Here is a 1925-nt window from a genome sequence, read left to right as displayed (position 1 = left end):
CGAGCCGCCGCCCACGTCGCCAACCCGTTCGCCGGCGCGACCGGCTACCTCAACCCCGACTTCGCGGCCGAGGTCAAGGCCCAGGCCTCCGCCGACGGCGGCACCCTGGGCGCCCTCGAATCCCAGGTCGCCGCCAACCCCACCGCCGTCTGGATGGACCACATCGGCGCGATCGCCGGCGACGCCACCCACCTCGGCCTCCAGGCCCACCTGGACCACGCGCTCGCCCAGCAGCAACAGGGCACCACGCCGGTCGTCTTCCAGGTCGTCGTCTACGACCTGCCGGGGCGGGACTGCGCCGCCATCGCCTCCAACGGCGAACTCCCGGCCACCGCGGCCGGGTTGACCACGTACGAGACGCAGTACATCGACCCGATCGCGGCCGTCCTCGCCAACCCGAAGTACGCCGGCCTCCGGATCGCGGCCATCATCGAGCCGGACTCCCTGCCCAACGCCGTCACCAACCAGTCCAAGCCGGCCTGCGCCACGGCCGCCCCGTTCTACGAATCGGGCGTCGAGTACGCGCTCAACAAGCTGCACGCGATCCCCAACGTGTACGACTACCTGGACATCGGCCACGCGGGCTGGCTCGGCTGGTCCACCAACATGGTGCCGGCGGGCCGGGAGTACGCCAAGGTCGCCCAGGCCACCACCGCCGGGTTCGCCAGCGTCGACGGATTCATCAGCGACACCGCCAACACCACCCCGCTGACCGAGCCGTTCCTGCCCGACCCCGACCTGACGGTCGGCGGGCAGCCGCTCAAGTCGGCCAACTTCTACCAGTACAACCCCGCGTTCGACGAGTACCACTACGACGCCGCGATGTACGCCACCCTGGTGTCCAACGGGTTCCCGAGCAGCATCGGCATGCTGGTCGACACCTCGCGCAACGGCTGGGGCGGCTCCGCCCGGCCCACCGCGCTCAACTCCGCCCCCACCACGGCGGACGCGTACGTCGCGGCCAACAGGGTCGACCGGAAGCCCTTCCGCGGCGACTGGTGCAACATCAACGGCGCCGGCATCGGCGCACGCCCGCAGTCCCTGCCGTACGGCACGGGCAACCCGATCATCGCGTTCCTCTGGGTCAAACCGCCGGGCGAGTCGGACGGCGACTACCCGGACGCCTCCCACCCCCACGGCGACCCGCACTGCGACCCGAACGGCACCCAGACCGACGGGAACGGCAACACCTACCCGACCGACTCCATCCCCGGTTCCAACATCCCGGCCGGGCAGTGGTTCCCCGTCCAGTTCCGGCAGCTGGTGCAGAACGCCTACCCGGCGTTCGGCAGCTCCGGCGGCAACACCGGCCCGACCGCGCCGAGCGGGCTGACCGTCACGGGCACCACCAGCAGCAGTGTGTCGCTCGGCTGGACGGCATCCACCGATCCGGCCGGCGCGACGGGCTACGCGGTTTACCGCAACGGGACCAAGGTCGCGACCGTGACCGGCACGAGCTACACCGACACCGGCCTCGCCGCCGCCACCGCCTACCAGTACACCGTCACCGCGCAGGACGCGGCCGGGAACGTCTCTCCCGCCTCCGCCGCGGTGACCGCCACCACGGCGGCGTCGGGCGGCGGCAGCAGCAGCGGCTGCTCCGCCACCTACGCGGTCGCCAATGACTGGGGCAGCGGCTTCACGGCCAATGTGACCGTTGCCAATACGGGCACCGCGGCGACCAAGTCCTGGACGGTCACCTGGAGTTGGGGCGGCAACCAGCAGCTCACCAACAGCTGGAACGCCACCACCGCCCAGAGCGGCACCACGGTGACGGCCGCCAACCAGGCCTACAACGGCGCGCTGGCGCCGAACGCCACCACCAGCTTCGGCTTCCAGGCGACGTACTCGGGCGGCAACACCGCTCCGTCCCTGACCTGCACCGCGAGCTGACCTCCCCTGGCCGGGGCCGCACCGGCGGCCCC

Annotated in this window: 1 protein-coding gene; it reads left to right on the top strand. The window is 71.7% G+C overall.

Features of this window, described 5'->3' with window-relative positions:
- The coding region (locus AB0O00_RS37460) for a glycoside hydrolase family 6 protein (protein WP_363659161.1) at positions 1-1893 on the top strand (1893 nt) is incomplete at its 5' end.
- Positions 1894-1925 lie beyond the last annotated feature (32 nt).

Source organism: Kitasatospora sp. NPDC093558 (assembly GCF_040683475.1).
GTDB lineage: Bacteria > Actinomycetota > Actinomycetes > Streptomycetales > Streptomycetaceae > Kitasatospora.
This window is presented reverse-complemented; position numbering and strand designations above follow the sequence as displayed.